The sequence below is a fragment of the Demequina sp. B12 genome (genome assembly GCF_028823635.1).
Taxonomy (GTDB): Bacteria; Actinomycetota; Actinomycetes; order Actinomycetales; family Demequinaceae; genus Demequina.
On the sequence record NZ_JAPEHU010000001.1, the window covers coordinates 1 to 26,712 of the forward strand.

At 62.8% G+C, this 26,712-nt stretch carries 28 protein-coding genes and 1 tRNA gene; 15 read left to right on the forward strand and 14 right to left on the reverse strand.

From position 1 onward, the window contains the following. The 3 genes from ON058_RS00005 to ON058_RS00015 form a co-directional block, all read left to right on the forward strand. Positions 1-620, forward strand: a 620-nt coding sequence (locus tag ON058_RS00005; RefSeq protein ID WP_274666984.1) for a site-specific integrase, incomplete at its 5' end; no start/stop codon positions are given. 222 nt (positions 621-842) lie between these two features. After that, entirely contained in the window at positions 843-1,898 is a 1,056-nt protein-coding gene (locus ON058_RS00010; RefSeq protein ID WP_274666985.1) for a replication initiator, read from the forward strand. 125 nt (positions 1,899-2,023) lie between these two features. Then, positions 2,024-2,893, forward strand: a complete 870-nt coding sequence (locus tag ON058_RS00015; RefSeq protein ID WP_274666986.1) for a hypothetical protein — start codon at positions 2,024-2,026, stop codon at positions 2,891-2,893. Positions 2,894-3,054: 161 nt separating this feature from the next. Here the strand turns inward: ON058_RS00015 and ON058_RS00020 are convergent, their stop codons facing one another. Beyond that, positions 3,055-3,444 carry a hypothetical protein gene (locus tag ON058_RS00020; RefSeq protein WP_274666987.1) on the reverse strand — a complete coding sequence of 130 codons (390 nt, stop codon included), beginning with the start codon at positions 3,442-3,444 and terminating at the stop codon, positions 3,055-3,057. Positions 3,445-3,612: 168 nt separating this feature from the next. Between ON058_RS00020 and ON058_RS00025 the strand changes: the two genes are divergently transcribed. The 3 genes from ON058_RS00025 (at position 3,613) to ON058_RS00035 (ending at position 6,554) form a co-directional block, all read left to right on the forward strand. Beyond that, positions 3,613-3,960 (forward strand): hypothetical protein, encoded by a 348-nt coding sequence (locus tag ON058_RS00025; protein ID WP_274666988.1) that lies wholly within the window; start codon positions 3,613-3,615, stop codon positions 3,958-3,960. Positions 3,961-4,040: 80 nt separating this feature from the next. Next, entirely contained in the window at positions 4,041-5,375 is a 1,335-nt protein-coding gene (locus tag ON058_RS00030) for a hypothetical protein (protein WP_274666989.1), read from the forward strand. Between the two features lie 105 nt (positions 5,376-5,480). After that, positions 5,481-6,554 carry a tyrosine-type recombinase/integrase gene (locus ON058_RS00035; protein ID WP_274666990.1) on the forward strand — a complete coding sequence of 358 codons (1,074 nt, stop codon included), beginning with the start codon at positions 5,481-5,483 and terminating at the stop codon, positions 6,552-6,554. A 241-nt stretch (positions 6,555-6,795) separates the two neighbouring features. On the opposite strand, the gene ON058_RS00040 is transcribed toward ON058_RS00035, so the two are convergent. The 3 genes from ON058_RS00040 to ON058_RS00050 all read right to left on the reverse strand — a co-directional run bounded on the left by ON058_RS00040 (position 6,796) and on the right by ON058_RS00050 (position 10,333). Continuing rightward, positions 6,796-7,671: an ATP-dependent Clp protease proteolytic subunit gene (locus tag ON058_RS00040; RefSeq protein WP_274666991.1), complete on the reverse strand. Its 876-nt coding sequence runs from the start codon at positions 7,669-7,671 to the stop codon at positions 6,796-6,798. Positions 7,672-7,994: 323 nt separating this feature from the next. Next, positions 7,995-9,161 (reverse strand): DUF262 domain-containing protein, encoded by a 1,167-nt coding sequence (locus ON058_RS00045; RefSeq protein ID WP_274666992.1) that lies wholly within the window; start codon positions 9,159-9,161, stop codon positions 7,995-7,997. Then, positions 9,158-10,333: an adenine-specific methyltransferase EcoRI family protein gene (locus ON058_RS00050; RefSeq protein ID WP_274666993.1), complete on the reverse strand. Its 1,176-nt coding sequence runs from the start codon at positions 10,331-10,333 to the stop codon at positions 9,158-9,160. Before ON058_RS00050 ends, ON058_RS00045 begins: the two co-directional genes overlap by 4 nt. A gap of 439 nt (positions 10,334-10,772) precedes the next feature. Here ON058_RS00050 and ON058_RS00055 point away from each other — a divergent pair, with 439 nt between their 5' ends. The 5 genes from ON058_RS00055 (at position 10,773) to ON058_RS00075 (ending at position 14,445) form a co-directional block, all read left to right on the forward strand. Then, positions 10,773-11,072: a hypothetical protein gene (locus ON058_RS00055; protein WP_274666994.1), complete on the forward strand. Its 300-nt coding sequence runs from the start codon at positions 10,773-10,775 to the stop codon at positions 11,070-11,072. Between the two features lie 72 nt (positions 11,073-11,144). After that, on the forward strand, positions 11,145-12,209 hold the full coding sequence (locus ON058_RS00060; protein ID WP_274666995.1) for a DUF932 domain-containing protein: 1,065 nt from the start codon (positions 11,145-11,147) through the stop codon (positions 12,207-12,209). Positions 12,210-12,289: 80 nt separating this feature from the next. Further along, positions 12,290-12,832, forward strand: coding sequence for a DUF4192 family protein (locus ON058_RS00065; protein ID WP_274666996.1), 543 nt, complete (start codon positions 12,290-12,292; stop codon positions 12,830-12,832). A 12-nt stretch (positions 12,833-12,844) separates the two neighbouring features. After that, positions 12,845-13,732 (forward strand): site-specific integrase, encoded by an 888-nt coding sequence (locus ON058_RS00070; RefSeq protein ID WP_274666997.1) that lies wholly within the window; start codon positions 12,845-12,847, stop codon positions 13,730-13,732. A gap of 152 nt (positions 13,733-13,884) precedes the next feature. After that, the gene (locus ON058_RS00075) at positions 13,885-14,445 is read left to right on the forward strand and encodes a hypothetical protein (protein WP_274666998.1); all 561 of its coding nucleotides are present in this window, start codon (positions 13,885-13,887) and stop codon (positions 14,443-14,445) included. Positions 14,446-14,653: 208 nt separating this feature from the next. On the opposite strand, the gene ON058_RS00080 is transcribed toward ON058_RS00075, so the two are convergent. The 3 genes from ON058_RS00080 to ON058_RS00090 all read right to left on the reverse strand — a co-directional run bounded on the left by ON058_RS00080 (position 14,654) and on the right by ON058_RS00090 (position 16,631). Beyond that, complete coding sequence (locus tag ON058_RS00080) at positions 14,654-15,529, reverse strand: hypothetical protein (RefSeq protein ID WP_274666999.1); 876 nt, start codon at positions 15,527-15,529, stop codon at positions 14,654-14,656. Between the two features lie 650 nt (positions 15,530-16,179). Next, positions 16,180-16,410 (reverse strand): hypothetical protein, encoded by a 231-nt coding sequence (locus tag ON058_RS00085; protein WP_274667000.1) that lies wholly within the window; start codon positions 16,408-16,410, stop codon positions 16,180-16,182. Then, positions 16,407-16,631 carry a helix-turn-helix domain-containing protein gene (locus ON058_RS00090; RefSeq protein ID WP_342452926.1) on the reverse strand — a complete coding sequence of 75 codons (225 nt, stop codon included), beginning with the start codon at positions 16,629-16,631 and terminating at the stop codon, positions 16,407-16,409. The genes ON058_RS00085 and ON058_RS00090 overlap by 4 nt, the downstream gene beginning before the upstream one ends. A 108-nt stretch (positions 16,632-16,739) precedes the next feature. Between ON058_RS00090 and ON058_RS00095 the strand changes: the two genes are divergently transcribed. Continuing rightward, the gene (locus ON058_RS00095; protein WP_274667001.1) at positions 16,740-17,339 is read left to right on the forward strand and encodes a helix-turn-helix transcriptional regulator; all 600 of its coding nucleotides are present in this window, start codon (positions 16,740-16,742) and stop codon (positions 17,337-17,339) included. A 109-nt stretch (positions 17,340-17,448) separates the two neighbouring features. Continuing rightward, the gene (locus ON058_RS00100) at positions 17,449-18,489 is read left to right on the forward strand and encodes a site-specific integrase (RefSeq protein WP_274667002.1); all 1,041 of its coding nucleotides are present in this window, start codon (positions 17,449-17,451) and stop codon (positions 18,487-18,489) included. A 64-nt stretch (positions 18,490-18,553) separates the two neighbouring features. On the opposite strand, the gene ON058_RS00105 is transcribed toward ON058_RS00100, so the two are convergent. The 4 genes from ON058_RS00105 to tmk all read right to left on the reverse strand — a co-directional run bounded on the left by ON058_RS00105 (position 18,554) and on the right by tmk (position 22,020). Then, positions 18,554-18,629, reverse strand: a tRNA-Thr gene (locus ON058_RS00105). A gap of 40 nt (positions 18,630-18,669) precedes the next feature. Then, on the reverse strand, positions 18,670-20,211 hold the full coding sequence (locus tag ON058_RS00110) for an alpha/beta hydrolase (RefSeq protein ID WP_274667003.1): 1,542 nt from the start codon (positions 20,209-20,211) through the stop codon (positions 18,670-18,672). A 10-nt stretch (positions 20,212-20,221) separates the two neighbouring features. Next, positions 20,222-21,364: a DNA polymerase III subunit delta' gene (locus ON058_RS00115; protein ID WP_274667004.1), complete on the reverse strand. Its 1,143-nt coding sequence runs from the start codon at positions 21,362-21,364 to the stop codon at positions 20,222-20,224. Further along, positions 21,361-22,020 carry a dTMP kinase gene (tmk, locus tag ON058_RS00120; RefSeq protein WP_274667005.1) on the reverse strand — a complete coding sequence of 220 codons (660 nt, stop codon included), beginning with the start codon at positions 22,018-22,020 and terminating at the stop codon, positions 21,361-21,363. Before tmk ends, ON058_RS00115 begins: the two co-directional genes overlap by 4 nt. 116 nt (positions 22,021-22,136) lie before the next feature. On the opposite strand from tmk, the gene ON058_RS00125 reads away from it, so the two are divergent. Continuing rightward, positions 22,137-22,796 carry a hypothetical protein gene (locus ON058_RS00125; RefSeq protein WP_274667006.1) on the forward strand — a complete coding sequence of 220 codons (660 nt, stop codon included), beginning with the start codon at positions 22,137-22,139 and terminating at the stop codon, positions 22,794-22,796. Positions 22,797-22,865: 69 nt separating this feature from the next. Then, complete coding sequence (locus ON058_RS00130) at positions 22,866-23,498, forward strand: SGNH/GDSL hydrolase family protein (RefSeq protein WP_274667007.1); 633 nt, start codon at positions 22,866-22,868, stop codon at positions 23,496-23,498. On the opposite strand, the gene ON058_RS00135 is transcribed toward ON058_RS00130, so the two are convergent. Genes ON058_RS00135 through ON058_RS00145 form a run of 3 tightly spaced genes read right to left on the reverse strand, consistent with a single transcriptional unit; the run spans position 23,495 to position 26,678 of the window. Beyond that, positions 23,495-24,520 (reverse strand): Gfo/Idh/MocA family protein, encoded by a 1,026-nt coding sequence (locus ON058_RS00135; protein ID WP_274667008.1) that lies wholly within the window; start codon positions 24,518-24,520, stop codon positions 23,495-23,497. The genes ON058_RS00130 and ON058_RS00135 overlap by 4 nt on opposite strands. A 26-nt stretch (positions 24,521-24,546) precedes the next feature. Continuing rightward, complete coding sequence (locus ON058_RS00140) at positions 24,547-26,064, reverse strand: hypothetical protein (RefSeq protein WP_274667009.1); 1,518 nt, start codon at positions 26,062-26,064, stop codon at positions 24,547-24,549. Beyond that, a complete protein-coding gene (locus ON058_RS00145) occupies positions 26,061-26,678 on the reverse strand; it encodes a sigma factor-like helix-turn-helix DNA-binding protein (protein WP_274667010.1) in 618 nt (205 codons plus the stop codon). The genes ON058_RS00140 and ON058_RS00145 overlap by 4 nt, the downstream gene beginning before the upstream one ends. Positions 26,679-26,712: the final 34 nt, after the last annotated feature.

Here is a 26,712-nt window from a genome sequence, read left to right on the forward strand (position 1 = left end):
TGCGCGTGCCCGAGGCCCCCGGGCCGAGGGAAGGACAACCCCTCACCCCCGAAGAGGTCCAGCAGATCCATGCACAGTGGCGCACCCGCGACCCCGAGACAGCCGACGCGGCACTGCTACTGATCCTCACCGGACTGCGATGGAGCGAACTACGCGCACTACGCGCCAGAAACATCCGCACCACACCCGGCATCACCTGGCTCCACATCACCCACTCCCGAAAAGAGGGCCAAGATGACAAAGGCACCAAGAACACGAAGCCCCGTGACGTGCCACTGACCGATCAAGCCCTGACGATCGCCCTCAATGCCGCCCAAGGCAAGGAAGCCGACGACCTCCTCTTTCCCCACCTCTGGGCCAGCGGATTCAAGAAGAAACTCGAATGGGACGAGACCGCAACCGGACACACCCTGCACGACCTACGACACACCGCGATCAGCACATGGCTCGCCCACGGCATCGACCCCGTCACCGCACGCGACTGGGCAGGCCACTCCAGCATCGACGTCACCAACCGGTACGCCCACCACCTCGGCGTCAACCGCGACATCGCCGCCCTCGCCGTGCTCAACCATGCAGGCACACCACAGGCACCCTCACCAGACGGGAGCACCCAATGACACCCCACGAAAACACAAAAACCCCCGGAAAGCAGGGGTTTTGCTTGGAGCCGCCTAGGAGAATCGAACTCCTGACCTATTCATTACGAGTTGTTCGGACTGTAGCGCCACCGACCCTGCTGTCGCGAAATACTCAAAAAACTGGCTCCGGATCCGTGGTTCTCGGGCTTTCTTTCAACATCGCCGCGTCAGAGCACAGGCATTTCACAGGCACGGTGCGCCATGGCTGAGACACTCCCGCGCGGTTGTGGACGTCCGGTCTTCGTGAGCCGCGATGGCGGCAGGGTCAAGGTCAACTGTGGTTCCCGTGTCAACGCGCTGTGCCCCTATTGCGCGTCTATCTTCCGCAACGACTGGAAGGCTATTGGACGCGACGGAATCATCAACGCGCCCGAGGGGTCGGTGCTGTACTTCGTCACGCTCACTGCACCGGCCTTCGGACGAGTACACAAGGTTCCTGACAAGGGAGCACCACCGCGCCGTTGCCCGTGCGGCCTCACCCACACCGCTATTGCAGACGTGCACCTTCGTGGCGTTGCGCTCAACCCAAGCCGCTACGACTACACCGGGCAAGTGGCTTGGAACTACCACTGCGGCCCTCTGTGGTCCAACACCATGCGAGCACTACGTCGCGGCATGCCCACCGCAGAGTACTTCGGCGGCTGGGAGTTTCAAGAACGAGGAGCGCGCCATCTTCACGTGATGCTCAGAGTGCACCACAGCGACGTGATCCCGGACAGCGACATCCTCGACACGGCCCGCCGCGTCACCACTCGAGACAAGCACGGCAACATCTACCGATGGGGACACGATCTCGACATCAAACGCCTCACACGCCGCGACGGACTGCCCTCGGGAGCATTCGCCGACAACCGGCGCGCCCGGATCTTGGACTACCTCCTCAAAGCCGTCGGATACACAGTCAAAGACTCCGGCCACGATCCCACCTGGACCAGCCCCGCAAACGACGTCTCGATCCACTTTCGACTCCTCGACGCTGCAGCTGAAGACTTCCCGTGCGGCGCCTGCCCGCCGAGCAAGAAATGCCGCAACCTCATCCATAGCCGCTGGGGAGCACGTTCACGCATCGTCGTCACCTCACGAGCCTCGGCCGCCACATCACGTCCAGGCTGGTCACCACGAGGCATCACCCGCACGTCACAAACCGAGCACCGACGCAACTACCGCCGCCTCCAAGAGATGCGGAACATCAACCTCTACAAACCCCACTTCACTCTAGAGAGCCAAAGACGTCACATCCGTCCGTTACGATCCTGACCAACGCCGCTTGCGGTGCCACCAAGACCACTGTCCGCTCTGCCCCACTGCTGTCGGCTTCCCCGCCGAATCAGAAGGCAGACCCGAACTGCCCGATCCACGGCATCGAGCCCGAAGGAGAACTGATGGACGCGAACGCTGCGCTGGGTTTCAACCGTCAGAAGGTTGCTGCCGGAGCCATCGCTGCCACTGCCATGCTTGGCCTGTGCTCCTGCACCACCAGCCCCACCCCAGACCCGACTGTCTCACCCACCACGAGCGTCGAGCAGACGGTGGAGCCGACTCCGGACGTGTCTCCGACTGGCGAGCCGTGGGAGGAGCCTTCGGCGGACCCGGACACGCCTGAGGCCTCCAAGTACCCGGCGCTCGACGCCGAGGGCTACGAGTTCTCGGACGAGCCGCAGAACGCCGCTGAGGAGAAGTTGCAGGCCGACTATCCGGAGATGTGGGACGCGGGTGTTCGAGCCTTGTCAGACAAGATGGTTGATGGCTACAACTGGGGCGACGAGTCCTACCCGGCCCCCACCGTCATCTACATCGACGGCAAGCGCTACGAGGGCACGGAAACGGTGCCGCTGGGCTTCCGTGGCAAGTATGACTCGCCCGACGCTTACCCGACTGATACGTATGACGGCATGGTTGCGGGAACCCATGACCCATCTACCACTGTCGACAAACTCGGAAATGTTGGCCAGGGCGGCTACGTCATCAATATCATCGAGAACAACCCTGGTAAGGGCGGCGCGGTCATGACCATCGGTCTGGGTCGCTACTCGGGTATGCCGGAGACGGTGTCGGAGATGGAGTTCTCCTCATGGAGCGAGGCATGGGACTACCTCCAGGACAACAACTTCCAAGCCGAGGGTATGGACAGGCCACTAAACAAGGGCGAGTTGGGCAACATCACCGCCGTGGACAAGGGCAAGGGTCAGAAAACCAAGTTCATGGTCTTCAACGGCGCGACCGGCGAGTGGGACATCATCCTCGAAAACTAACCGAAGTCGCCGCTCAACCACAGCCCAGGTCTTCATCGGCCTGGGCTGTGGCGTCTCTAGGGTAATTCTTGGTCTAGTAACAGATTTCTCGGCGTAGCCGCCAAGGATCCCCGCCCATGACGTGGGCTGGCGACATGCCACCCGCGTTGACTCCAGCTCTTCTAAGGGCCGACTTGGGGTACGTCGGGACCGAAGTCGTTGGCAAACGCCTGGAGCGGCTCCTTCTTCCATCGCTGGACCGTTGTAAAAGAGACGCCTGCCAGTTCTGCGGTCGTGCGTTGGGGAATGAGGTTTCGGCCGTTGACTTCGTCGATCAGCACTCGGCGCAGCCATTCGGCGTCGTGGATGAGATGAGCGACCTGGCGTAGGGCTTCCTCGACGTACTTGCGGTCGCTGGAGTCGTTGCTCCGATAGTTCTCTGCAGGCAACGCCTTCAGGTACTTCAGCCGCTTCTCCATGTCTTCCGTCACCGCCTCCACAAGGTGTGGCGCTCCTTCAGCCTTGCTCCATTGGGCGTTCTCGGCGCTTTCGGTGCTGTCGCCCGTTGTCATGTGCTGCCTCCACTGCGGGTCGTTGTCCTCGTGACGCCTCAGGAGATTCCTGGCATCAGAAAATAGACTAGCACACTCTGACTTCACGTAATGTCATCCCGCGCGCTTGACAATGACATCTTCTAGAGCGACATTGGTGTCGAACACTTGAGCGAATGGAGGTCGATCATGGCCGCTTTTGAAGTCCTGACAGAGTCTGTACCGATGTGCATGGGAATGGGGGCGGAGTTTCAGCCCCGTCTTAAGGATGGACAGGCGAAGTTGTCTCCTCACGGGAAGGCGACCTACACCACCGGGGTCGTGGTGGCACGGGCTGATGGGGGTGCAGATCGTGGGCTCACCATTGCGGTCACTGAGCCTGCAGCCAAGCCCTTCGACATGGGTCAGCGGCTGCGGGCGGATGGTCGGTGCTGGATGACGCCGTATGTCGACGGTGCTGGACGCCAGGCGATCTCCTTCACCGTTGAACGACTCGTACCGCTCGAGGCGGGTGCGAAGAAGAGCAGCGACCAGTGACGCGGCCCGCGCCTGAGCATGGCTCCCACGCTCGCGCTCGCGATGGCCGTGCGAGTGTTGTGGCGCATCTCCTTGTCGCCATGGCTGCACTGATTCTGGCCGCGATTGCGCTGCGCTCGGGCTGGGGTGGGTGGCTGGCACTCGCGCCACTGGGCGTCGGTGTGGCACTGGTGGAGATCCATGTGGCCGCGATGATCCTGGGGTGGCGCTTCCCACTCGATTCATGGACTGCGTACCGGGCTTCATGGGCCACACCGGCTTCGGTGCGTCGAGTGGTGCGCCAGTGGGACCACGCCGTCGTATCTGCTGGCCTCCTCGGGCAAGGCCGTCGTGCCGTGCCGGTGTCGCTGGCCGTGCGAGTTCCCCGTGGAGTAGTGCTCCATGTGGTCACCCCTCAGCACTCCGCACTTGATCGACAACTCCATGATGCCGCACCGGAGTTGACCCGCGCCTTCGGATGCCCTGTCGAGGTTGGCAATGCTGAAGGCTCCACCACCGTCACGGTGGTGCACTTCGATCCCAACGCTGTGGCGCGCCGCCCTCACACACACTCCACCGAGCAGTCTCACGCCTCGGCCCCTGCACCCATGCCTTCGCGGATGATCCGGCTTGGACGTGATGGCACCGGAGCAGACCAGGAGTGGAACTTGACTGACCTTGTGCACATCGCGATTCAAGGCATCACTAGAGCGGGAAAGTCCTCAGCGCTGTACGTGATTCTCACCGCGCTGGCTAAGCGTCGCGACACCATCATCACCGGAGTTGACCCCACCGGAGTTCTCCTCGGACCGCTCTCACACACTCCAGGCAGCACCCACGACGCACTGCCTGGTGTGTTCCCTTCTCAGTTCCTCACTGGCACCGACGTCACAGGAGAGACCACCGCCAGATGGCTAGAAGCAGCATGCGCGGCAATGGACGCACGCATCTCGCAACTCATGCGCACCCGGGCAGACAAGTTCACCCCGGACAACCCTGACGCTCCAGTGCTGCTGGTGGTCATCGATGAACTCCCCGCCGTGCTCGCTCGGTCTCAAGGGCAAGACCGCGTTGATGGCTCACGCTCACGCACCCACGCCCGCATCATCGCCGCCCTAGGCCGGCTCCTCCGTGAAGGAGCGAAAGCCAACATCCAAGTGATGGTGACCGCTCAACGATTCGACGCCTCACTCCTCGGCGGCGACGTGCGCGCAAACTTCACGACCAGAATCTCTTTCCGAGTCGACAACGCCGACGCGGTACGCATGCTCCACCCCGACGCCGACGAGACCGTCATACGCGCTGTCACGTCCCTCCCGCCAGGACGCGCATTCATAGAGACCTCGGGCCACCCGCGCACTTTTACGCAGATCGACTACATGACCTATGAGGAGTACCGCGATGCAATAGCCACCGCACCACACCCGACCACCTAGCCGCTTCACCCACGGACCGCTCCACGCCAATGAATCAGTCCGTGGCCTTCTGTCGAATCATCCACGTCCGCATCAAGTGGACCCGAGGCCCCTTCAAGGATACGCATGGCCATCGAAAGCACCAGGGACGGCCGCTACCGCGCCAAGCCCTACTACCGCTCCGTCGCACTGCCCACGAAAATCTGCGTCACCCGCACTGAAGCCGAAGCCTGGTGCGCCACGCAGATCGCACTGGTCAAGTCAGGCGTAGAAACAGCAGCGGGACGGCGTCCACTACGCGAATACATCGCACCCTGGCTCACACACGTGCGCGCATCAAAATCGCTATCAACCGTGCAGACGTGTGAATCCCACGCCAAGCGCTTCCCTCAATGGCTCCTGGCGCTCCACGCCGACGAAATCACACCAGCCCACCTGCAACGCGTCCTGAACGAATGGACTCGAACCGATGGCACACCATCCACACGATCCACGCTCACCCGGCTACGAGCCGACCTCTCCAGCCTCTTCACCTACATCGTCAGCACACGCGCCATCAGCGCAAGCCCCGCCAAGGGCTTGCGCGTGCCCGAGGCCCGTGGGCCGAGGGTAGGAAACCCCCTCACACCTGAAGACGTCTCCGACCTCTATGCCCAATGGCACACCCGCAACCCGCAGGCTGCCAACGCCGCACTCCTGCTCATCCTCACCGGCCTGCGCTGGAGCGAACTGCGAGCACTGCGAGCCAAGAGCATCCGCACATCCCCAGACATCACGTGGCTACACATCACCCATTCCCATCAGGAATGCAAAGGCGAAAGGGAAACCAAAAACTCCAAGCCCCGCACCGTGCCGCTGACCGCTCAAGCCCTCGAGATCGTCCAGGAAGCGGCGGCAGACAAGCAGCCAGAAGACCTACTCTTCCCCCGCCTATGGGCCAGCGCATTCAAGAGAAAACTCGCGTGGGAGGACAACGCAGCAGGCCACACCCTGCACGACCTACGCCACACCGCAATCTCCACCTGGCTCGCGCGCGGCATCGACCCCGTCACAGTGCGGGACTGGGCAGGACACTCCAGCATCGACGTCACCAACCGCTACGCCCACCACCTGGGCGTCAATCGTGACATCGCCGCGCTCGCCGTGCTCAACTCCGCAGGCACACCACAGGCACCCACACCAGACAGGAGCACCCCGTGACACCCCACCAAAACACAAAGACCCCTGAATACCAGGGGTCTTGCGTGGAGCCGCCTAAGGGAATCGAACCCTTGACCTATTCATTAGGGGACGACGGCTTTCAGTGGTTTTCGATGGCTTCGCGCAACCCACGGAAACACGGATCTACCGGGCCGTTAGCAGTCCGATGGCACTCGGCAGTACTCAACCTGTTGCACTGAATACGCGGAGTTTACGCGGGCTAGCTGCGCCGCGACTGTGCCTACGCGGGCCCATCGGACGGCCCTGGCCCAAACACCTGCGATGCAATGGCACTCTCGTACACAGACATTGGGCCAGCTGGCCACGCACCGAGCTGAAAGTACCTAGTCCACAGCGCCCAGATGAGCTGCCACTCAGCCGACGAAGTTTCGGCAACCGTGACCGGCAGCCCGAGATTCCGAGCGGCCTGTGGCCCGATGGTTGCCCCGTGATAGTGGGCCTCATCGATCAGTGGCCCGCGAAGCTTGCCGACCACGGCAGTTCGGTCGTCGGCTGACATCTCGGAGCACTCAAGCGCTTCCTCGATGAGCGTGTAACTGCGTGCCATCGCGGAACGTGCTTGCTCGATCATCAACATGTTCACATCCGCGAGCAAGCCCGCATAGAGAGGGAACGTCTCGGGTGCGGCGGCAACACGCTTCTCAGCGTCCTCGAGAGCCTGCTCGATGTCCTTAGCGCCAACGAGCCGCCCCCCAATGGGAAACTGCGGATCGACGGGCCCAAGATCGCTCGAGGGGCTCATCAGGATCTCGTTCGCCCCCAGGCACATGATCGTGGCAGCAGACTTCGCCATGTCAGGGATGATGATCGTGAGTTTGCTACAGCGCGATTGCATGGCGCGAACCAGACGCACTGCGACCTCGCCGTCGCCTCCCGGGCTGGACAACATGAGGTGGAGTTCCTGCTCTGGGTCACTGCCCACCAACAGTTCCTCGAGAAGAGTCACGCCATGGTTGAAAACCTGGTCAATCATGACTATGAGTTGCGCGCCAGTGGCCTCCTGATAATCACGAATGATCTTCTGCCGGTCGTACCGCCCCGCGTGCTGAGCTGCGAATAGGTGCGTCTTGCTTGCGCCCCCTAGAACTTCACTCATGCCCCGAACCGACTAACCTTGCCGCCAAAGCTCGAAGGCTTGCCCGCACGCTGCTGCGCGGAGTACCTACGTGCGTCCTTTGCCGCAGCGATCTTCTCGCGCCACCGAGGATCGGTCCCAACTGGCGGCCTTAGCGCAGCCCTGTTGCTTTTGCGCGTCGACCCCATCACGCCACCTCCTTGTACTGGTGCGACACATCGCCGTCGGACCAGCCTAGTTCCTGGCACCACTAATACTGCGAAGGTGTGACATCGGATCGCCGACGGCGCGGTCGCCAGTTACCCTCGACCACCAACACAGCGCGCTGGAGGAGACCCCCATGTTCAGCGGTTGCCCTTCGCACGGTTGTGAGTCTTGCAGAGCATCTCGCAGTTCTCGAGTGTCGTCTCGCCACCCGTAGACCAGGCCGCGACGTGGTCAGCTTCCATCTCGGCAAGCTTGTAGAGCTTGGTCCTGTTCGCATTCACCCCAACCGCGCACAAGGGACAGTTGGAGGTCCCTTGAGAAACCGCAGCGTCCGTTTGTCGAGCAAACGCCTTCTGCTTAATTGCCCTATCGAATAGTCGGATGTTCAGAAGCCTTGGCTCGGTTTTGCCGCCAAGGACAAACTCATAGACCCCCCTCTTGTCACCAACCGATTCATCAGACAGCAGCGCTTGAACATCAGCGTCAACGTCCGAAGGACTGTACGAGACTCCGTGGTATCGCTCGTACAGTCGGCCCCAATCAAGTCCGCGCATCATCGGGTCAGGCGGCGCGGTGAAGACGGCGTCGACCCAATCGATGACCGTGCGGAAGTAGCGCTTCAGCTCAGCGATTTCTGGATCGGGGCGGTGTGCCGCCATGTAACCATCGATTGTCAGACCTTGCGCCTCTGCCACCCACGACAGTGCAACCTCAAGGACCTCCTGCCTTACCGGGGATCCCTTCACATACGCGGACCATTTCTGGTGCAGGGCGTTGCTTGAGTTTGAGAACTCGGCCTTTGCCGCTGACACGAATGGTCCCGAGTAGATTGCGTTGCGCAGCTCCTGGTCGTTTAGTGGGATACCAACAATGTTGATGGTCTTGAACCACTCCTTGATCTCAGTCTCGGTGCCACTACAGACATACACGAGCAGCTCGCTGTCAAGGAGGAGTTGGCGCTGGTCTACGGGAAGTGAAGAGAATGTCTGTTCCTTTCCATCACGCGAGATGGCAAACTTTCCCGTTACGAACCGCCCGATACTGGTTATTCGCTGCTGCCCATCCAACACCTCAAGCGCATTTCCCGTTTCCACGAAGTAGATCAGGCCAAGCGGGTACCCCTTGAGCAGCGACTCGACGACTGCGACATCCCGCTTTCCGTCGTTGTAGATGTAGTTTCTCTGGTACTCAGGCTGAATCACCAACTCGCCGTTCAGCCCATACAGACCTTTGCCTTCGAGCTCGCTGTAGAAGAACCCGTCGGTGATCTCAGCGACTGTGTAAGTTGTCCTGCGAGTCTTCACTGTGCGCGCCTCTGCTTAATGAACAGGCGCTTGTAGACCCCTCTAACGGGGTAACCCACGTCGAAGAACGTCCCGGGACCAAACGAGTCGACACGTATCGCGCCGCTGAGAGTCCCCGAGTTCGACTTCTTACGTACGCCATCCACGACCCGCTCCTTCTTGCCATACTTCTTCGTCCTCGGATAGTCACCTTCGCTACTACCGACGATCTCGAACTGCTCGGGGTTGTACTTGTCCAGGAAGGTAATCGGCACCCCCATCAACCCGTCATAGTCACCAGGAATGGCATCCGTGAAAGGAACCTCGATTGCGTCGAAGTTGTCGTACCGTTCGTAGCCTGCATCTCGGACCTCACGGTGCTTGCTGTACTTAAGGTTGTCGGCCATCGACATGAGCTGCAACGGCTCGTGGCGACGCCCGTGCTCGATGCTGGTGAACCACCTGACACCCTTCACGCGGATGTATCGGCTTCCGTCTTCGCCAATGCGCGTCCCCGCCGCGTTAAGCGGATAGCTCTCTGGCACCCTGAACTCGCGGTCGCCGCTCGAGATAGTTGGACCGAGCCACATCCTGTTGTCCCGAATAAGGGGGAACACTTCCTTGTACGTGATGGCATTCATGTTCCCAATCACCGAGAACTGAACATTACCTTCCGCAAGCCAAGAAACAAAGGCGCGGAAAAGCGAAAATGGCGGATTCGTGATGACGATGTCCGCTTCATCCCGAAGCGCAGTGACCTCCTCACTACGGAAGTCGCCATCGCCATCGAGATAATCCCATTCCAGATCATCGATGTCGACGCGACCGTCACCAGAGATGTCGTGCGGCAGGAGCGTGAAGACACGCCCTCGCTCCATCGACTTGTCGGGGTCATAGTCAGGGTCGTCGAGCTCGAACAGAGTAGGCGTGTAGAAAGATGCGCCAGCGTTGCTGTTGGGCGCATAGCTGGTCGAAATCAGTTTCTTGATGCCAAGGTCGGCGAAATGGAGCGCGAAGAACTTGGTGAAGTTTGACCACTCTGGGTCATCACATGGCAACAATACGGTCTTGTCGCGGAACACGTCTGGGTCGTACTCAAGGTAGGCATTTACCTCCCTCTCGATGTCGACCCACTGGGTGTAGAACTCGTTCTTCTGGGCCACCCTCGCGGCAGAAAGGTCGGTGTTCGCCATGTCGGGACTCTACCGAAGCGAGCCCTCGAGGTAACGGCACCACGCTCGCCGACAGCTACTCCCTGCACCAATGAACGCAACGTCCCCGCACGCGACCCTCGCAAGTCAGACCCACACTCCCGTCGTTCGCTGTGGTCCACGCGTCTGGTCGCGGGCAACTGTCCACATGGAACCACTAGACCTACCCAGACCAGTTCTGGGAGATCCGTCGATCCCGGTCGCGTTCGCCAAATCAACCTGGGCGTTTACTGATCCCACGGACCATTCTGGGCGCTAATTAGGCAAGAAAGGTAAAGGCGCTTTCGGTACAATAGAAGTGTCACTACGTAGGTGTGCCCGAAGCGCCGCCGTTGCCGTGAAGGCCGTAGGATGCCAATCGCATTCAAGCCCGGTTCGCCCTTTGGTGGCCGGGCTTTTTGCATGCCTGAAGGAGCAACACATGTCTTTGTCATGGAACGACGTAGCCGCCGTAGTCGCTCGGTGGACAGTCACCATGAGGTCCGAGCTCGAGTCGCTGGCTATCGACGCAGGTCAAGTTGTCGCCGCCGTGCGCCGCCGGTGGGACACCGACCCTGAGTTCAAAGCTGCGCTGATCCGTGAAGGCCTCAAGGGCCTGACGTTCGTGATTGTGCGTGGTCCGAGAGCCACGATCTTGTATGTGGCAAGCGCCGCCATCGGGTTGGTCGCGCTGCTGATTTCGACCCTGTCCGACGACGAGGGGTTCGTCCCCGCGTTCTAACCCGCTCCCTGGAAATCTGCCCCGTCTTCCCTGGTTGGGGGCGGGGCTTTGTCATGTCCGAAGGAGGACAGCATGTCCAATGAAACTCTTGCCGATCTGAACACCAACACGTTGATCGGTCACACCGATACGCGGGGCACCGCGTGGCACTACCGCGCCGAACTTCAAGGCGAGACCTCGAACCACTACCCCAACGAGATCCCCGTCGACGACGTCGCACGTCGCCTGTTCGACTGGGATGCCCAATCGCGTCCTGTCGCAGTTGAGAGGCCCGCTGACGTCTCCACGATGACGCACTTAAACGAGGGCGGTCGTCCGGTGCGATGGGAGACCGTTCCCGACCGCCAAGCCATCGTCCGCTCCGACAGGTCCGATGGCAACGTCATGGGGATCTTCACCAACTCGTACACCCCACACCCCTACCGGGAGTGGCTGTTGGAGACGGTGGCGAACCTGCTCGACGATGACCTATCCATCAGCTCTGCAGGCCTGCTACGTGACGGGGCCATCGCATGGGTCGAGGTTTCCGTGCCACGCACGTTCACGACCCTCGAAGGCGTGCAGTTCAGACCCAACTTACTGGCGACGACGACCTTCGACGGATCGCTAGCGACCACATACAAGCGCACGGTCACAGATGTCGTGTGCGACAACACCAGGGCAACTGCGCTGGGCGAGAAGAGCGAGCAGATCAAGGTGCGCCACTCCAAGCACTCCCGCCTGCGCCTGAGCACCGCGCGCGAGGCACTGAACTTAGTGTTCGCCACCGCAGAAGACTTCACCGCCGACATACGTGCCCTGTGCTCGACCCAGGTGTCTGACCGTCAGTGGGCGGACTTCCTCGACCTGTGGGCTCCCGTCTCCAACCCCGCAGGCGAGCGGATGAGTGGCAAGGCGCTCACGTTGGCTGAGCGCAAGCGCGACGCCATGGCCACCATGTGGGCCACGGATCCTCGTGTGGCTCCGTGGCGTGGCACCGCCCACGGAGTCCTCCAAGCCGCCAACACCTACGAACACCACGCCAGGCCTGTACGGGGAGCTTCCCGTGCCGAGCGCAACATGCTGCGCACTGTCACCGGCGACTTCGCCGCCGCCGACCATCACGCACGCGAACTCCTCAACCGAGTCCTCGCGTAACCCCACCCCAACGCATCGCCCCGTCGCATCGGCCCTCCGCTGTTGCGGCGGGGCTTTTCGTGCCGCTGAAAGGAACCATCATGACCACCACCCACACCTCGACCACGCATGCCCAGCAACGCGCATCGGCGGCATACGAGAACGCCCGCCCCGACCTCGCGGACTATCTACGCGCGTTGGAGCACGTCAAACGTGACGGCGAACCGTGCTCCGACCTCATCGGCAAAGCCGCCAAAGCCCTCACCGACATCAAGATCCGCGACTGCGTGGTCATACTCATGGGCTACGCCCCCGCCACCATCAACCCCGACGACCTCTCCGACGGCCCCACCGAAACCCAAGCCGAAGCCGCAATGTCACGCATCGTGTCACCAGATGCGGGGGTGAGGCCCGGCACGTCCGTGGCTCGCCACCGGGCGCTCATTGAGCTCATCGCGTCGCACGTACCCGCACATGCTCCAGCGGCGACACTGCTGGCCTTGATCGCGTGGTGGGACGACGACCTTGCGTCAGCCATTCACCACCTAGAGAACGCGTTCGAGGCCGACCCCGTGTACAACCTGGCACACCTCATCGCCGCCACCATCACCATCCAGCCCCGCCCGGGCTGGACCATGCGCTGAAAGGACTCGCCGATGTTCAACCGACCAACACGCACCGGCTCACTGTCGTTCTGGGACTACTTCACCGCGTACGCCGACCGCCAAGTGTGGGCACCACACACCGCACGCGCCGTCCATCTCGCCGCCCGCACCTTCCCGCACAAGCAGGCACCCCTTAGGTCAATCACGCCAGCCAACATCGAGACATGGATCAAAACCATGCACGATGACGGTCTCGCAGGATCAACGATCCGTACGCGGGTCGCCAACGTTCGGCCAGTGTTCGCCGCCGCCGTCCGCGACGGCCACGTCACCGACAACCCCTGTAGTGGTGTGCGACTACCGCGAATCACCAGGCGCGCCACGCGCGTCGCGCTGCCCAGTGAAGAGGTCGTGCAACGGCTCGTGCGGGGTGCACCCCAGCCCTACGACCTGCTGTTCGCTCTCGCCGCATACGCGGGGCTGAGACTTGGCGAAGCACGTGCCCTGACGTGGGGCGATGTCGACATCAACGCGCGCCAGGTTCACGTCCGCCACCAGCTCCAGCAAAAGCCCGGCGGCGGGTGGGAGACACTTCCACCCAAGTACGGCTCCTACCGCACCATCCCCCTCGCACCCGAACTCATCGGACCACTATTGGAGGCCGAACGGGAAGAAGCCAGGCTCGTCGTGGAAGGCCCCGCAGGAGGCCCAGTGCACCCGGGCAGCATCCAACGCGTCTGGAGCCGCCACAGGCGCTCAGGCGGCCTCCCAGAGGCCTTCCACATACATGACCTGCGCCACTGGTTCGCTTCACGCCTCATCGCCAAAGGCACCGATGTCCTCACCGTCCAGCGGCAGCTCGGTCACGCCAAGGCCTCCACCAGCCTCGACGTCTACGGGCACCTCTGGACCACCCCATTCACCACCACCAGGCAGTAACCCCACACCACCCGGCCCCGAACCTGATCGCTCAGGTTCGGGGCCGGTGCGATCTTTCGTGCGTTGACCTACAGTCCGTCACCGCCGACTCGGGCAGGTTGCCCACCACGCCTTGTAAAGTTACGCGCAAAGACAATGCTGAGGGGACCCCAGTGAGCGACGGAGCCGCACCGAATCAGGAGACGCCAACATCCGAGGAACCGAGCCCGTGGGCTCCGATCCTCTACTTCGCCGTTGCTGGACTCGTCAGTCTGGGACTTTGGTTTGCGCTCGGCTGGATCGTTGACCGCTTCACCAACAGTGCGTTCCCTTGGCACTGGGGTATCGCGATTCCTATCGTCGCAGCAGCCGCTGGCGTCTTGTCGACGGCTATCAAACTATCGCGCAAGGACAAGGACGATGCGGTCATGGGCTTTCTCCTGACGCTGGCGGTCCCAGTCTTCGGGGTCGCCCTCTTCGCCACCGGATTGCTCGACGCGATTCTCACTAACACAGATGTCGAGATCGGCCCCGTTGGGGTCTACTCCACGACTGACGCTGCACTTGATCTGGCACCGCCTATCTGCGAAGCCGTTGCGGAAGGCCGAAGTGACAGATTCATAGTTGAAACGCTTATTGAACTTGAAATCGATGGAGCCCCGGACTGGTTCATCGAGGAGGCAGCCACTAAAGCCATTGATTACCACTGTTGGTACCGCAATATTCTTCGCTAGCGCCGCAGCAGAGCCCGATGCGGGTGTGCTGCGTTTACCCAGCACACATCGCAACGTGGGCGACGTCGCGTAAAGGCAGGCACCGCACCTCCCGGCGGCGAGGAATCGTAAGTCGTACGCGTGCAAGAACAACACCCCCGCGTACCAATAGAGCCATAGTGCGTATGTATGTGTACGAGTTTCGGCGCACCCCGCAATGGTTGAATCCTCATGAGCCCTGAGGTGTCCTCCGAAGCCGCACCGCTCTTGCATCGCGCACACCCTCGCGCAGGCGCTCCGCCGCCCCAGCCGCTGCCTGAATCTGACCTGCGTAGGGCACGGTCCTCGTGATGATAAGACCAGAACCCTGATCTCTCACCAAGGAGTGCTCGAAGAGGGTCGCGAGGTGCTTCTGGACCGTGGGCTCAGCAAGTCCGAGCGCACTCGAGATGTCAGCCCTGGACGTCGCGGGGTGGTCCGTCACGAACTGGTAGACAACTCCAGCCCAACGACCGAGGCCCCAACGGTTCATGAAGGTTTCATGCACATAGAACGGAGACGCCAACGCACTGCCCTCAAACTCACTCGGCACACGGTCGAGGGCCAGCTCGAACCGCCGTGCGAGTCGCATTGGCCCCCGGTCCAACCCCGGGATACCCGGCGGCGTCACATCCCGCACAAGGCCCATGTCTTGCAGGACGACGAGGGCCCTCGACACGGAGTCCAGGCTCCCGAGCAGACCTCCAATGAGCAGATCACGAACTGATGCGTTGACGACAGATCGACCCGCCCGCTCCGCAGTCAGAATGAGTGCTTCCAGGACCGCCAGCAGCGTGGCCCGCCCCTTCGAACGTGACCTTTGCAACACCTCCGCCTGCGCCCACGCACGGAAGCGCCTGAGTTCCACCATGACAGGCCCGTCGGCTTGCTGGAACCGCTGGACGTACCCCCAAAGGTATTCCCAGAAGTAAGTGTGGTCGGACCAGGACCGGTCGCCCTGAGCGTCGAGGTAGACCCTTCCTATCCCAAAGGCCGGGCAGGTCAGTAGCGCGAGCACATCGTCGGCTGCCCAACCGGCTGCATGCGCAGCCGCAACTACGGTCACCAGACGGCTACTGCGAGTAGAGTCGCCGCGTACCTCTTGGCCTGACATCTCGCCTGTCTTCACGATGTGCCGTATTCGCCCACTGAGACCACGGCGCGGAAGGCCGTCCGTAGCAAGTCTGCCTTCGACTTCTTGGAGCGACGCGGGCCGCACGGGGGTCGAACGTGCCGACCTCCTCCGGTGAAGGACGCCTGGAGGGCGAATCGATCTGCCCCCCGTGGTCCGAGGATCGCCGCCAAGGTGTCGCCCTCTTTCTTCCCAAGCCTTGCGGCGCGAGAGACCTGCCACCACACAGAACACGTGGCTCCGACGTTGTCCATCTGCGGATCGGCCTCCGCTATGACACAGGACCGGCGAGTAGCCCGCAACCAGCAGTTCGAGATACAGCACCATCGCAGAGGCTTCGCACTGATCGTTGTCAAAGTCCACGCCGAGGACATCAGACCTCATCCGCACGAAGAACGGTTCGTCCCGGTCCACAAGCGCACCGATGTCGTCCCACGGCCCCTGAGTGTTGTCGACGCCGTCATACGCGGGGGCTCTCGGCCCCGACGAGATGAGCCGAGCAATGCGGTAAACACACGATGCGCTTTCTTCGGCGAGGGTCAGTAGTTCTGATTCACGCGTCGCTTGCGCGTCGCCGAGCGAACTCACGCTGTTCCCGACGTGCGCTCCTCGTTCCCGGCGTCGTCGCCGAAGATGAGGTTTTTCCGGTACCGGGCGCGGCAGTCCGTGTGCCACCAATGGGACTTCTGACCGGCGAGCGAGATCTTGTGCACCGGGTCCCCTTCGTTCATGTAGAGACCGCATCCAGGGCACCGCGCGTTGTAGTTCCAGCGGGCGATACCCTGCGGGTCGCGCCACGCCGGTTGCGGGGTCATCGAACGCCCCCCTTGAGATCAGCGGCGCGCTGAAAATCGATCCAGGCATCCACGTCGCTTGGCCGATACCTGAGGTGACGCCCCAGCCTGAAACCTCGAGGCCCTTGCCCCCTCGTCCGCCACACGTAGAGCGTGGCTACTGGTACACCGAGAAGGTCGGCCACCTCGTGCACGTCGAGCAGTGGGCCGCGATCCGCCCGTGCATCCGTCATTGTCATCATCTCTCCTTAACCTGCTTCACAGTGCAACAAAATGCACTGATTTTGTGTGGATCACGAGAGTAAGCATGAGTACCGCAACTACACAAGTCTGCGTGCTACTGTGTAGCCATGAGCGAACACAGGCAATCACCCCAGCGAACGTCCTTCAGTGAGTGGCACAAGCGGACGGGCTCCTACCTGGTCGCACTTCGTAGCCAGCGCGGCCTCAGCGCCCAGCAGGTCGCCGACCGAACTTGCGAACTCGGAGTAGAAGTCACCAGGAGCTCGATTGCGAACCTCGAATCTGGCAGGAAGACGTCGTTGTCCGTAGTCGAACTTGCAGTTCTCGCAGCGGCGCTCGAGGTCGCCCCCGTACGACTCCTCTTCGACGTCGAGGACGAACCCGTCGAGGTGCTTCCAGGCAACTTGGTGGCTGGAGTAGAAGCCGCGGACTGGTTCTCCGGGTTGGCAACACGACCAGGCTCGACTCGCTCCGACAACCTCGCAGGACCGCTTGCCCTATACCGCCGCCACAAGGAGATCTCGAGCAAGTTCACCGACCTCATGAGCAACAAAGCGACGCCCCTCAACAAGAAGTCGGACCTCGCGAAAGCTTGGGCAACCGCGCTACTCGCCACGCGAAGCGAGATGACCGCTTGCAAAGTAACGCCACCGCCACTTGATACGGAGACTCAGCATTGGCTTGACTACGTGAAGGCTGATGCCTAGGCCGCCGCTACCTGTCGGCTCATGGGGCGCGATCAATCTGCGCCACGTAGAAGGGCGGGGATGGCGAGCCCGCACCCGTTATCGCGGCGACACGGGGTACACCCGACAGGTGGAAGCCTGGGGGCCGAGCCGCGCCGCTGCTGAACGCGCGATCAGGGATCGCCTCACGACACTCGTGGCGCTCACCGGCACAACGATCACGTCGGAAACGCGTCTAGCCGAATTGGCGACGTTTTGGCTGAGGACGGAAGTCGCGGACTCCGACCGTGCAGCCAACACCAAGAAGCGCTACGCAGACATCGTCGCAAAACGCATCGTCCCCGGCATCGGCGGTCTTGCAGTGCGTGAAGCAACCGTGGCCCGGATGGCGGCCTACATCGATGGCGTGGCACACGAGTCGGCTACGACTGCGAACCTATGCAGGTCGGTCCTCGTGGGAATGTTCAACGTGGCAGTACGCCACGACGCCAAGCAGTCGAACCCCATACGAGAGATCGCCGCCATCCCGACGCCAGTCAAGGAAGTCCGAGCTCTCTCACAAGCAGATGTGACGGCGCTACGGAAAGACCTCGCGAGCGACAAGCAGGCACTTCGCGCTGACCTGCCCGCCGTCGTTGACGTCATGCTGGCCACCGGATGCCGAGTAGGTGAAGCGCTCGCCCTTCGCTGGCAAGACATCGACCTCGATGCCAAGACCGTGCGAATCACTGGCACCATCGTCCGCGACGAGAAACTCGGCCTCGTGCGCCAAGACAAGACGAAGGGGCGCAAGCCTCGCGCCCTGCGGCTCCCGTCGCCATTAGTGGCCCGGCTCATGGAGCGGTCGGTCGACGGACTTCCTGGCGGGCCGCTCGACCTGGTGTTTCCTACGGCGAATCTCACGCCACGCGAAGTCTCGACCGTGATGAAGCAGTGGCGAGACTTCCGCGCACGCCATCCTCGATGGGACTGGGTCACTACCCACGTGTTCCGCAAGTCTGTCGCGACGGCCATTGAGAACGCAGATGGGGTCGAAGCCGCCGCCAAGGTGTTGGGCCACTCGTCTCCCCGCACCACGGCGAAGCACTACGTCGAAGCCCCTGAGCTGAGCCACGACGCCGCCGAGACCCTGGCTGCGTTCGTGGCACCCCTAGACGAAAACGCGGGATAAGTGCGGGCTCGTGGACTAGTAACAGGAAAGCCCCGGTCCGAAGACCGGGGCCTACCTGCACTGATGGAGCCGCCTAGGAGAATCGAACTCCTGACCTATTCATTACGAGTGAATCGCTCTGCCGACTGAGCTAAGGCGGCGCGCGCCGCGCGAGGCGGTGCGAGTAGACATACTAGCGCGTCAGCACTGAGTTCCCGAATCGGGCATCTGACCGTCCACGAGGAATCCGTCCACGTTGTCGATGATGCACTGGTTGGAACGGCCATATGCCGTGTGACCTTCACCGTCATACGTCAGCAGCGATGCTCCCAGACGCTCGGACAACGACTCTGCCCACGCGTAAGGCGTGGCAGGGTCATTGGTGGTGCCGATCACGAGCATTTGCGGCGCCGAGGCTGCGTTGTCGAGGGAGGTCACGATCGTGTCTGCTTCCCAGGGCCACCCGTCACAGCCGGCAGAGTTTGCGAACCACCAGCCGAACGTGGGCGAAGCCTCATTCATCAAGGCACGGAAGTCTTCAACGTCGTCAAACGTCCAGGCGTCGTCCTGACCGGCATCAAGGCAACCGATCGCGGTGAACACCCATGTCGAGTTGGCCGAGTACTCCCCGGTCGCACCGTCGCGGTCAAGGTAGAAGTTCGCCAGTTGGTACATGATGCCGGCGGTGCCGGCTTCAACGAGTTCGGCCAGCGCGGAGTTCAGGAGCGTCCAGGACGCTTCGTCGTATAGCGTCACGACGATGCCGTACACCATGAGGTTGCCGTTGAGATCCCAGGCCTCGCCCGTGTAGAACGGGTCTGCCAGGGCATCGGCCATCAGGTCCGAAATCTGTTGACGCTTCTGTTCCACGTCGCCTTCGAGCGCGCAGTCCTGCTGACCGTCGCACCACACCAGGAAGTTCGTGAGGGCCTGCTCGAATCCTTCGGCCTGACCGATCGACTGTTCGTCTCCAGGCAACAGGAAGTCGACAGCACCGTCGAGCACCAGGCGTCCCACGTTCTCCGGGAACAGTTCGGCATAGGTGGCACCCAGCTGCGTGCCATACGAGAAGCCGATGTACTGGAGCTTCTCATCTCCCACGAGAGCACGGATCAGGTCCATGTCGCGAGCGGCCGATGCTGTGTCCACGTTCTCCACGACCGGCCCAGACGCATCGAAGCACTCCTGCGCGAACACTTCGTTACGTGCCACGCCCGCGTCCAGGTCTTCCTGCGACTCCAAGGGGTAGTCCGGCAGGTAGTAGTCGTCGATGACGGAGTCGGATCCACACATCACTGGAGTCGACTGACCCACCCCGCGCGGGTCGAAGCCGATCACGTCATATGCGGACAGGAGGTCGTCTCCCGCGCTGGTCACGAAGTACTCAGTGAAATCTAATCCTGAACCGCCCGGTCCGCCCGGGTTGATCAGCAGTGAGCCGATGCGGTTCGTGGTGCTCGCAGCAACGAGACGATTGATCTCGAGGTCCATGGTGTCACCCTCGGGGTCTGCCCAGTCCACCGGCACCTGAATGGTGGCGCACTCCAACCATCCGCAGGTTTCCCACTCGATCTGCTGGCTGTACACGTCCCCGTCAGCCTGGGGCGTTTCCGAGGTCGAGGCGGACGACGTGGGCGAGTCAGCCGGGTCCGGAGTGACTTGCTCCTTGTCGGGGGTGCACGCGGCAAGCACCAGGGCCGATGCTGCAATCACCGCAAGCACGGAACGCGAAGTTGAGACCATGGCGCTAACCCTACGCGGCAGTGCGGGGTCGGAGCGCGAGCGCCATCGCTTCAAGCGCGAGAAGAGGCGCCACGTTTCCCGCCAACCGTTCACGTGTCAGCGCTAAAGCGTCCAAGCACCGCATGGTGTCAGCGAGAGTGGTGCGCTCAGCGAGCTTCTCGATGTGACCGCGGTGTGACTCATTCACCAGCGGCACCTCCGCCCCCACCTGCACACAGGAGACATCCCTGTAGAGCGACAGCAAATCCACAATCGCGCGGTCAAAAACATCACGCTTGTGGCGCGTCGCACGCCGCTTCTGGTCTTCCTCCAACTGCTTCACCTGAGAACGCAACGCAGGAGGGAGACGCCCACCGTCATCGGCCCCCAACATGCGCAGCAGCTCGTTGCGTTCTTCCACGTTGCGTTCCTCAGTGGCAGCCGCCGCGTCTTCTTCCGCGACCTTCACCAAATCAGCGGCCGCCAACACGGCATCCCCCACGCCACGAATCTCCGTCGCGAGCGCCAACACTTGGGCACGGCGCGCCCGCGCATCAGCATCACGCGCCAAGCGACGTGCCACGCCTATGTGGCTTTGCGCCGCATACGCACACTCCCGCGCCACCACCGGATCGACGCCGTCACGGTCCACCAGTAGTTGCGCGACATCCTCAGGGTCCGGAACTCGCAGGCTCACGTGACGTGCACGCGAACGGATCGTCACCATCACGTCTTCCGCGGAAGGCGCACACAGCACCCACACCGTCCGCGCTGGCGGCTCCTCGATGGACTTCAGCAGCAAGTTCGAGGTGCGCTCCGTCATGCGGTCCGCATCCTCGACAAGCATGACGCGCCAACGGCCCTCACTCGGTGAGGTCTGGGCGGTCGCGATCAGGTCGCGCACCTCATCAATGCCGATCGTCACCTTCTCCGTGGCCAACACCGTCACGTCAGCGTGCGCCCCTGACAACGCCGTCACACAGGCATGACAGTCACCGCAACCGCCCTGCACGCACTGCAACGCAGCCGCAAAAGCCCGCCCCGCAACCGACCGCCCAGAACCGGGCGGGCCCGTCACCAACCACGCATGCGTCATCGCCTGCGACTGCTCGACCGCCTTACGTAACGGGGCCACGGCATCGGCCTGCCCCACCAGGTCGTCCCACACCGTCATGGCGTCCCCCACGGCTCCACACCCAAGCCGTCAACGGGCAAGCCCGGCATGCCGGCAGCCTCCAGTGCCGCGCTCACCGCAGCCCGCACATCGGCGGCAACCTCATCAATCGTCTGTGCGGCATCCACCACTACGTACCGCTCCGGCGCAAGCGACGCACGCGCCACGAAGGCCTCACGAATCAGCGACTTGTGCTCGCCCGTCTCCCGCTCCACACGGTCAAGCTCGCGATCCATCCGCCCCGCCGCCGGCTCCATGTCCAACAACACCGTCAGATCAGGCAACAGACCCTCGGTAGCCCACAACGAGATGCGCTCCACCTCATCACCCAAACCCCGGGCGCCCCCCTGATACACAATCGACGAATCCATGTAGCGGTCCTGCACCACCACGGCACCGCGCTCCAACGCCGGACGCACCTTGGTCGCAATGTGATGCGCACGGTCCGCGGCATACAACAACGCCTCCGCACGCGGCGCCACATGACCGCCATGCATGATCGCCTGGCGCAACTCCCTGCCAAGGTCCGTGCCGCCAGGTTCCCGCGTCACCACCACGTCGCTGCCCCCACCACGCAACGCGTCCGCAAGGCGGTCGATCTGCGTGGTCTTGCCCACACCATCGCCACCCTCAAACACCACAAAGAACCCAGCCATGCGACCAACCTACCCGCGCGCACCGACACCAGCGCCCCCCTCCCCCACACACCACCCACAGGAGGCCGCACCGACGTATCCTGAAGACACAGCGCCCATCACGTTTGGGGGTCATCATGAACGGCGAACCACGGCCCACCGCGGGGACCATCTTCCTTGGCCTCGCGGCAGCGCTCACCGCGGCCTACTGGGTTCTCACCACTCTCACCTTCCACCTGGTCCGCAGCGACCTCGACCCCTGCTGCACCACCCTTGAGACCTACACCACCGGCACGTGGGACTGGTGGGCACAAAGCGCGTTCGTGGTGTTCGGGCTGGGATGGATCGCCGCGGCGATCAGCCTGCACCGCACCCTCCTCGCTATCCGCGGCGCCGGACTGGCAGGACTCAGCGCTGGACTGCTCGGCGTCAGCCTCATCGGACTGGGCATCTTCCCCACCAACGCGGCCGACACCCCCATCGCCGCCACACTCCACGACATCTCCGGCTGGGCCCTGCCCGCAGCCGCATTCAGCCTCGCGCTCACCGGCGCATGGACGATGCGCGCCATCCCCAAGTGGCGCCCACTTGCCTGGACATCACTCGCACTAGGGCTCCTCAGCAGCGCACTGATCGCGGCCCTCACCATCGCACCCAACACCTTCGTCGACACCGCCGGCTGGTGGCAGCGCACCGCACTCATCGTGCTCCTGCCCACCTGGCTCACACTGCTCGGCCAACGGCTCGCACGCTCCCGCACCCCAGCCCCCACCCCACAGGCCCCAGCACATCTGTGAAACACGCCACACGCCTCTTCACCCCAGCACCACCACCAGCGCACAATAGTGACTGAGGGTAGGAAACGCATGGTGGCGAACGCATGGAAGATCATGACCGCGGTGGCAAGCGCCGCGGTCATCGGAGCATGCTCAGGCCCACCAGAACCACCCACCGCCGTGTTCCTTGGCGACTCCTTCACCGAAGGATTCGCCCTCCCGGAAGCGGATGCCACCCAACGCTGGACCACCGTCGTGGCCCAAACCCACGGCTGGGAAGAAATCAACGCCGGGTGCGCCGGAGCCGGCTACACCCGTGCGGGCCTCGTCTGCACCACGACGTTCCGCGAAGAACTCCCCGTCTTCATCGAAAGTGAACCCGACATCATCGTGCTGTCCGGCGGACTCAACGACCTCGACTCCAGCGCAGAACAGATCACCGCAGCCGTACGCGCCACCTACCTCTCCGTGCGCGACACCTACCCCCACGCCACCATCTACGCTGTTTCCGGCGTAGGGCCAGACGCCACCACAGCATCGGCCCTCACCACCGTCAACACGGCCGTCGCAGCCGCCGCAGACGAGATCGGCGCCACCTACATCGACCTAGGCGAACCACTCCACGACCGGCCAGAACTCCTCGCCGCAGACGGATACCACCCCAACGCCCAAGGCCACCACGTCATCGCGGAACTGACCTCCAACGTCATCACCGGCGACTAACGCTCGTTCGGATACACCAAGCCAATCTGCGCACGCACCTCATCCATCAGGCGCATGATCTCCAACGACCGCTCCCAATCATGCAGCGGCGACTCCACGTTCCCCGCAGCAATCTGACGAGCAACCTCAGCGACCTCAAACTGGAAACCGTTGTCCACACGCCCATCAAACGTGAACGTCGCACCATCAAGGCGCTGCACCGTAAACGTCGTAGGGCTATAGAACATGCCGTCCAGGCGGATCACACCCTCCGTACCCGCAATGTGCGCAGTATTCGCCGTCTGCGCCTCCATCGTGGTCGTCAAAATCGCCTGCGCACTCGGATACTCAAAGATCATCGACACCTGACCATCAACACCCGACTCACGCAACCGGCCCCGCGCCGTCACCTTCTGAGGCGAACCCAACATGTGGTGCGCAAACGACAACGGATACACACCCAAATCCAGCAGCGCCCCACCTGCCAACTCCGGACGCACCATCCGCTCCACATGCGTCAACGCCTGACCATGATCCGCCTGAACCGACACCAGCTCGCCGATAGCCCCGCGCGCAATCAAGTCCCGAATCGCATACATGTGCGGCAAATGCGGAGCCCACATGGCCTCCATCACAAACACACCCTTGGCCCGCGCCGCATCAAGAATCAGATGAGCCTGCGCCTCGTTCTGCGTAAACGCCTTCTCCACCAACACATGCTTGCCCGCATTGATCGCCAAGATGGCGGGCTCGTGATGGTTGTTGTGAGTGGTGGCCACATAGACCACCTCAATCTCAGGGTTCGCGAGCAGCTCCGCATAGGAGCCGTAAGCGTGCGCAATGCCCTTCTCGTCCGCGAACGCTTGCGCGCTCGCAAGGCTCGACGCGGACGCCACGGCCACCACCTCCGACCGCGTGTACTGCGTCACCGCATCCGCGAGCTTGCGCGCAATACCGCCCGCGCCCAAGATTCCCCACTTCAACGCGGGAGCCTCCATGGGGTCCGGTGCGGTCTGAATGTTGTCGAAGGCATCATTGCTCATGGAGCCAGCGTAACTGGGGCCGCGGCCTACTCGATGGTGACGTCGCCTAGCACCATTCGCATGCCCAAGGACCATGCGAGATCCCGGGGGAGGTTGGCACGCAGTTCGCTGGGGACTCCACTGTCGCTTTGCAGCCACGTGTCACCGATCACGGTGTACGTCTCGCCGGCGACGAGCCCATCGAGCTCGCGGCAGCTTCCGTAGTCCTGCATGTCCCAGTGGGCGCCACTGCTGCTGTGGGAGTAGTAGGCCTGGTGTCCGGCGACGACCACCCCGGTGGAGTCCACGTATTGGAGGTAGAGATCTTCGTAGCGGTCGACGGTCTCGTCGAAGTATGAGGACTCGACTGTGCCGGAGCCTGAAGTGCGGGCTGTGAGCGTGCTGTGCGCGATGGTCGAGGGAAACTCGGGGATGCCGTCGGTGTGGAAGGTGGTGTCGGCGGTCTCGAAGGGAAGGAGTGGCTGCTCGAAGGGACGGCTGCCCAGGTCCGCGCATTGCCGGTTTTCCGTGGTGATTCCCACCGTTCCGGGTTCGAGCGGGATTCCATACGCCTCGACGGCGTCGCGCAAGACGGCGGCGGTAGAGGCTTGTGGCCGGAGGCCGGACCGCGCTCGTTGCAGGAGTTCGAGTTCCATGTCCTCGACGGGTGTGAGTTCCACGGGAGTGGCGTTGTCGTCGGGAACTTCGGTGACGGTGGTTCCGTCGAAGCCGTTGGCGTCAACGAACGTTGCGAGGGGCACGCCGTCTTCGTCTTTGATTTGGACCAGGGTGTGGAGTTGAGCGGGACCGTCGACGTACTGGTGGCTGTCGCTGTTCCAGTCCGTGAGGCAGGTCTCCATGCTGGAGTGGCTGGTGCGGACGTGACGCGTGGTGTTGGTGGCGGCGTCGTACTCGAATGCGGGGGAGCCGGACAGGGAGAAGGCTCCGTCGTGGACGGCTGATCCGGCCCAACTGGAGGGGGCAGAGATTTCGCGTCCTTGGGCGACCATGATCGCGGCGGCGTCGACGGCGTAGAGCGCGTCGCCGGACCAGCGCACGTCGAATTCGACCAGCAGGACTTCCTCCCGCAGACCATGCTCCGCGATGCTTCCGTCGACGCTGACGTGTCCACGATCGACGGGGGTGACCTCAGGCTCTTCGCTGTACAGGCCGGAGATGAGGTAGGCCGTGGCGTCGACTTCGATGCCGAGGTCTTTGACGTCTTCGGAACTGAGGGTGACGCCTGGTTCTGCCCACGGCACGTACGGGTTGAGCGCGCCAAAGTCGCAGCCCATGCCCTCGAGCTCCGGCGGGAGGGGCGGGACCGCTGCGACGACACCATCAGCGACGGCCATCGCTCCGAGCGGCGGTTCTGGGGCGAGCATCCATCCTGCCGCTGCGAGGACCGCGACGGAAGCAACGGCACCGACCCCGGTCTGTATTGCGCGGCGTGTCCGTGCCGTTCGGGTCCGCGCAATCACGGTCGCGGTCTCGTCACGCTGGGCAGCAACTCGCGTTCCGGGTTCTTGTGCGACGCGCTCGAGGGCATCTCCAAGGTCGCTCATGTGTGACCCCCGATGCTGACGTACTCCACCGTGTCGACAGGAACACCCATGGCTTCAGCGATGGCGGCGCGGCCGTCTTCGAGGCTGGCTTCGACACGGTTGACGGTGGTGCGCAGGACGCGTGCGATCGCCCGGGCGCTCCGCTGGTCTGCGTGGTGGAGGACAAGCGCAACGCGAGTCATAGGCGGCAGCGTGCGGAGGGCCGATGCTTGCTCGGGAGGTTCTGGCGCTGACTCTTGGGAGGCAGGTGCGTTGGCAGGGGGAGCGTCGAGCGGAGCGGCTGGCGGCGGCGCGGTCTCGTGGGGTGGGAGCCAGGCGGCGAGGTCCGGTTCGTAAATGGGGGTGCTGGGCACACGCGCGGGTGCGGGGCTGGGGTGCGCTTCCCGCTGACGTCTGGCGTCGGTGGCGGCTTTCATCGCCATGGCGTGACGGGCGATGGCTTCTGCGCGGGCCACGGACCGGGGAACTCGCACACGGGTGGCGACACCGTCGAGGCCTGCGTTGAAGAGCTGGGCCGCGTGTTCGTCATCGTGGGCGAGTAGCCATGCGAAGGCTCCCAGCCGTGCGCCTGCATCGTTGGCAAGTGCGTCCAGCATGCGTGTGCGTCTGTCCATGGTCACCCCCTTGTGGTCCGCACCCTACCTGCCG

Coding starts and splice junctions, on each gene's coding strand:
- ON058_RS00010 (WP_274666985.1), top strand. CDS start 843: ATGGCTGAGACACTCCCGCGCGGTTGTGGACGTCCGGTCTTCGTGAGC.
- ON058_RS00015 (WP_274666986.1), top strand. CDS start 2,024: ATGGACGCGAACGCTGCGCTGGGTTTCAACCGTCAGAAGGTTGCTGCC.
- ON058_RS00020 (WP_274666987.1), bottom strand. CDS start 3,444: ATGACAACGGGCGACAGCACCGAAAGCGCCGAGAACGCCCAATGGAGC.
- ON058_RS00025 (WP_274666988.1), top strand. CDS start 3,613: ATGGCCGCTTTTGAAGTCCTGACAGAGTCTGTACCGATGTGCATGGGA.
- ON058_RS00030 (WP_274666989.1), top strand. CDS start 4,041: ATGGCTGCACTGATTCTGGCCGCGATTGCGCTGCGCTCGGGCTGGGGT.
- ON058_RS00035 (WP_274666990.1), top strand. CDS start 5,481: ATGGCCATCGAAAGCACCAGGGACGGCCGCTACCGCGCCAAGCCCTAC.
- ON058_RS00040 (WP_274666991.1), bottom strand. CDS start 7,671: ATGAGTGAAGTTCTAGGGGGCGCAAGCAAGACGCACCTATTCGCAGCT.
- ON058_RS00050 (WP_274666993.1), bottom strand. CDS start 10,333: ATGGCGAACACCGACCTTTCTGCCGCGAGGGTGGCCCAGAAGAACGAG.
- ON058_RS00055 (WP_274666994.1), top strand. CDS start 10,773: ATGTCTTTGTCATGGAACGACGTAGCCGCCGTAGTCGCTCGGTGGACA.
- ON058_RS00060 (WP_274666995.1), top strand. CDS start 11,145: ATGTCCAATGAAACTCTTGCCGATCTGAACACCAACACGTTGATCGGT.
- ON058_RS00065 (WP_274666996.1), top strand. CDS start 12,290: ATGACCACCACCCACACCTCGACCACGCATGCCCAGCAACGCGCATCG.
- ON058_RS00070 (WP_274666997.1), top strand. CDS start 12,845: ATGTTCAACCGACCAACACGCACCGGCTCACTGTCGTTCTGGGACTAC.
- ON058_RS00085 (WP_274667000.1), bottom strand. CDS start 16,410: ATGACCCCGCAACCGGCGTGGCGCGACCCGCAGGGTATCGCCCGCTGG.
- ON058_RS00090 (WP_342452926.1), bottom strand. CDS start 16,631: ATGATGACAATGACGGATGCACGGGCGGATCGCGGCCCACTGCTCGAC.
- ON058_RS00095 (WP_274667001.1), top strand. CDS start 16,740: ATGAGCGAACACAGGCAATCACCCCAGCGAACGTCCTTCAGTGAGTGG.
- ON058_RS00110 (WP_274667003.1), bottom strand. CDS start 20,211: ATGGTCTCAACTTCGCGTTCCGTGCTTGCGGTGATTGCAGCATCGGCC.
- ON058_RS00115 (WP_274667004.1), bottom strand. CDS start 21,364: ATGACGGTGTGGGACGACCTGGTGGGGCAGGCCGATGCCGTGGCCCCG.
- tmk (WP_274667005.1), bottom strand. CDS start 22,020: ATGGCTGGGTTCTTTGTGGTGTTTGAGGGTGGCGATGGTGTGGGCAAG.
- ON058_RS00125 (WP_274667006.1), top strand. CDS start 22,137: ATGAACGGCGAACCACGGCCCACCGCGGGGACCATCTTCCTTGGCCTC.
- ON058_RS00130 (WP_274667007.1), top strand. CDS start 22,866: ATGGTGGCGAACGCATGGAAGATCATGACCGCGGTGGCAAGCGCCGCG.
- ON058_RS00135 (WP_274667008.1), bottom strand. CDS start 24,520: ATGAGCAATGATGCCTTCGACAACATTCAGACCGCACCGGACCCCATG.
- ON058_RS00140 (WP_274667009.1), bottom strand. CDS start 26,064: ATGAGCGACCTTGGAGATGCCCTCGAGCGCGTCGCACAAGAACCCGGA.
- ON058_RS00145 (WP_274667010.1), bottom strand. CDS start 26,678: ATGGACAGACGCACACGCATGCTGGACGCACTTGCCAACGATGCAGGC.